Genomic DNA, 3,320 nt, shown 5'->3' with positions numbered 1-3,320 from the left:
ATATACACCTGATTTCTACAATTAAATAAATATATCATATTACTAGCTAAAAATAAAAATATTTTTAGCTAGTTAAATTGTATATAAACCTATTCATATATGTATATAAACCTATTCATATATGTATATAAACCTATTCATATATGTATATAAACCTAGTTAAATGAACTCTGTAACCCTTGCTACATAAGGCTTTCAAGAGGTCTATAAAACAATAAAACAATAAAACAATAAAAAAGGTTTTTGGTTATTTTTTTAATTTTTATATCATTCTATCCAAAAAACTGGAATAATGGACTAAAATAAGAAATTATCTGGTAATAAGGGGGGGGGGGTAATTATGACTGATGAAACTGATGAAATCTTGCACACAATAAAACGCATGGTAAGGCAATCATTGTATGATATGGAAATGGATAAACAACGATTTGAAAATGAAAAACTGGGACGTCAAGCCCATATTTCCAAAATGCAAGCCCAATTAGATGCTGAGGCTGAGGAACGCAAAGCAAGAATTGCTAAAATGCAAGCCGAGCAAGAAAAAATCATCAAGGAAACAAAATTATATCCTTGGGTAGCTTTGCTTATTGTTATTCTTGCAATATGTGGCACAATCTTTAAACTCTTACAGTCGTGAAGAATTGGAGAAAGTAAAAATAGCAATCGATATTACAAAAGTATTGCTTGTTTTGGTAGTATCGTGGTTGCATTGATTGTGGCGGCTACATTCTGGCTAAGAAATCCACTTTAAATTCTTACCGTGTTAATTTAAATCAACCTATTGAATTTTGAATTGGGTATATGCCACTTCACAATCGTTACCCAAGAATAAAATCTGATTTAGGGCTCAATATTCTCTTGCAGAGGGCTGATTTTCTAACCACACACCACGCAACAAAATCAACCTACCTACAAGCCTTGGTATATAAGGCTTGTAGCTGTATACACTTTAAGATTATTTTGTATACAAAAACGTCAAAAATCGTATTTAACTTATTGATTTTAAAAGGAATTGTTTGTATACAACCATGATAAAAAATAACGCATTTTGGGTAAATAGTCCAAAATGCGGTAAAAATTAAACAATTTTTAATTAACAAAGGGTTGCTAGGCTTTTATCGATTAAATGCGCTTTAAATGCGCTTTAAGGGCTTTTTAGACCCTAGGCGGTATAATGATACCAATAAAAAATTAAAAGCCCTTAGAGAGCATTACAGAGCGTTCTAAGGGCTTTTAATTTTTTATTGGTGGGTATGAATGTGTTTGTAGTTGGGATATATATTACACGGTAATAATTAAAGGGTTATAATTTTTTTGTTTTTGCTAAATTATAGCCTTTAAGCCTAGTAAATTCAGTACTTATAAGGATTTCTATAATGGCTCTTTTGCTAAGCCCCATCTCTTTCACCAGATACTCCAATTGTTTGGAGTTTTCAGCATCAATGTAGGTGTCAAGTCTCTTAGACCCTTTATTTATTTGGTTTTCCCTATACTTTTTTTGATTTTCTGCGTTAGTTTTCATGATAAATAAGCCTGTTGTTTTATTACCGTGTTCCATCTTAGCACAATTATCGAAAAAATTAAATTTGGTATTCGTTTTGAGCAAAATTGGAGCGATAAGCCCGTGCCTGCGGTGCCTGTTCCAAGCCGTCGCTATCGCTAAGCCTTTTTGCTGTATTTGTATTTTATCTACAATCTAAATACATTTACTTGATTTTGCCCCAAAATCATTATACAATGTAAACAGATATATGTGCAATGTGAGCCTAAATTATGACAACTTCAAATTTAAATATCCGTATTGATGACGATTTAAAGCACCAAGCAAAGGCAATTTTGGACGGTTATGGCATTTCGCCAAGTCAAGCGGTCAAAATGCTGTTTTTGGAACTGGTGGCTACTCGTAAATTTCCACTTAATCTGAGCTATCAGGCGGAATATCAGCCAAATGCAACAACAATAAGAGCCATGCAAGAGCTGGACAATGGCGGTGGCAAGCTTTACGCTAATCTTGATGAATTATTAGCGGAGCATGGTTATGCTACAAGTCAAGACCAGTAAGGACTTTGATAGGGATTTACGCAAAATCAAGCTATCAACAAACTTGGTAGCAGTTTTGGCTTATCTTAGCCGTGGCGAAGTTTTGCCAACAAAATACAAAGACCATACATTAACTGGTAATTGGAGCGGTTGGCGTGATTGCCATGTTGCCAATGATTTGGTTTTGATTTATCGAATTGATGGCGAAATCTTACATTTGGCTCGCCTAAATTCACATTCAGAAGTTTTTGGCTAACCTATCGCCAAAAACAACGCCCTTGCGCTTTTGCCTTAATTGGTTTGGCAATCGCAAGGGCGTTTTTTTATGCCTTAAATCCTAATTTCTCTAAGTACGGGCGGTAAAATTCGGCTTTTTCACGGTCTAGCAGTTCTTTTTCGATTTTCTTAGCGTATTCTTGATAACTCGCTCCGCTTGGTGCGTACTCTCCAAGTTCACTGAGTTCTGCTAGTTTGGTGGCGAACATCTGGCGTTGCTTGTCTGTCATGCTAATGGGCGCAAGCATGTCAAAAGTGTTGGTATCACGCTCTAAGGGCGGCTTAGGGGTCTTTTTAGACTTGGTTTTAGCTTTAAAAGTGAAAGTAAAGCCAACAATCTTCCGCCCCTGTTTCTTTTGGGTGTAAGTGGCTGATAAGTCGGTGTATTCATTGATTTGTTTTAGGGAAAAATCTAATACATATGCCTTAAAATTACTCATTGTCTTATATTCATTCGGCAGTAGTCCAAAGCGAAAACGCAAGTCATCAAGGGAAATATCTAGCCACCCTGTACCCGTCTTTTTATCCAAATGTCGCACAAAAAATTCATATAACCGCATGGCATATTGGCTAGATAATTGGGCAACCTGTTCAATCTCATAGCTTGTAAACCGTCTTTCCAATTCTACAAGCATTGGGATAATGGCATCGGCAAATTTAAAGCTAACCAATCCTTCCCCTTCAACATATTGGGCTGACTGTGTAAAGCGTTCATAGCGTACTACCTTATTGCCCTTGTCGTTAATGTATTTATACCCCCATTTAGCTTCAAATAAGCCCATAACCGCCTTTTTTAACGCATGGTAAGCCATTTGTTGGCTAATACCAAAGGTTTTAGCGTAATCATCGGCATGAATAATCAATTCTTTGCCCCTTAATTGCTCTACGGTGTCGCCCACTTCACGAGCCTTTAAGATTGCCAATAAAATCAATCTTTGCTCAACTTCGCCTAGCTTATGACTTGCTTCAACTAACGCATTATCCTTAACGATTAAGCTTCCCAT

Annotated in this window: 5 protein-coding genes; 3 read left to right on the top strand and 2 right to left on the bottom strand. The window is 36.1% G+C overall.

Annotated features, from left to right (window positions below):
• The first annotated feature begins 340 nt into the window (after window positions 1-340).
• The gene (locus AAX10_RS10000) at window positions 341-637 is read left to right on the top strand and encodes a hypothetical protein (RefSeq protein WP_149038919.1); all 297 of its coding nucleotides are present in this window, start codon (window positions 341-343) and stop codon (window positions 635-637) included.
• Between the two features lie 666 nt (window positions 638-1,303).
• Here the strand turns inward: AAX10_RS10000 and AAX10_RS09995 are convergent.
• On the bottom strand, window positions 1,304-1,558 hold the full coding sequence (locus AAX10_RS09995) for a hypothetical protein (RefSeq protein ID WP_149038918.1): 255 nt from the start codon (window positions 1,556-1,558) through the stop codon (window positions 1,304-1,306).
• 215 nt (window positions 1,559-1,773) lie between these two features.
• On the opposite strand from AAX10_RS09995, the gene AAX10_RS09990 reads away from it, so the two are divergent.
• Window positions 1,774-2,061: a type II toxin-antitoxin system RelB/DinJ family antitoxin gene (locus AAX10_RS09990; protein WP_149038917.1), complete on the top strand. Its 288-nt coding sequence runs from the start codon at window positions 1,774-1,776 to the stop codon at window positions 2,059-2,061.
• On the top strand, window positions 2,039-2,296 hold the full coding sequence (locus AAX10_RS09985) for a type II toxin-antitoxin system YafQ family toxin (protein WP_149038916.1): 258 nt from the start codon (window positions 2,039-2,041) through the stop codon (window positions 2,294-2,296). Before AAX10_RS09990 ends, AAX10_RS09985 begins: the two co-directional genes overlap by 23 nt.
• Before the next feature lie 67 nt (window positions 2,297-2,363).
• Here the strand turns inward: AAX10_RS09985 and repM are convergent, their stop codons facing one another.
• On the bottom strand, window positions 2,364-3,320 hold the full coding sequence (gene repM / locus AAX10_RS09980; protein WP_193550999.1) for a replication initiation protein RepM: 957 nt from the start codon (window positions 3,318-3,320) through the stop codon (window positions 2,364-2,366).

Origin of the sequence: Moraxella bovoculi (genome assembly GCF_000988745.2) — a bacterium.
Classification (GTDB): Bacteria; Pseudomonadota; Gammaproteobacteria; order Pseudomonadales; family Moraxellaceae; genus Moraxella; species Moraxella bovoculi.
Note: the sequence above shows the minus strand (reverse complement) of the source record. Positions and strands in the feature narration are given on the sequence as shown.

Excerpts from the sequence above, each read along its gene's own strand:
- AAX10_RS10000 (WP_149038919.1), top strand. The coding sequence starts at position 341 with ATGACTGATGAAACTGATGAAATCTTGCACACAATAAAACGCATGGTA.
- AAX10_RS09995 (WP_149038918.1), bottom strand. The coding sequence starts at position 1,558 with ATGGAACACGGTAATAAAACAACAGGCTTATTTATCATGAAAACTAAC.
- AAX10_RS09990 (WP_149038917.1), top strand. The coding sequence starts at position 1,774 with ATGACAACTTCAAATTTAAATATCCGTATTGATGACGATTTAAAGCAC.
- AAX10_RS09985 (WP_149038916.1), top strand. The coding sequence starts at position 2,039 with ATGCTACAAGTCAAGACCAGTAAGGACTTTGATAGGGATTTACGCAAA.
- repM (WP_193550999.1), bottom strand. The coding sequence starts at position 3,320 with ATGGGAAGCTTAATCGTTAAGGATAATGCGTTAGTTGAAGCAAGTCAT.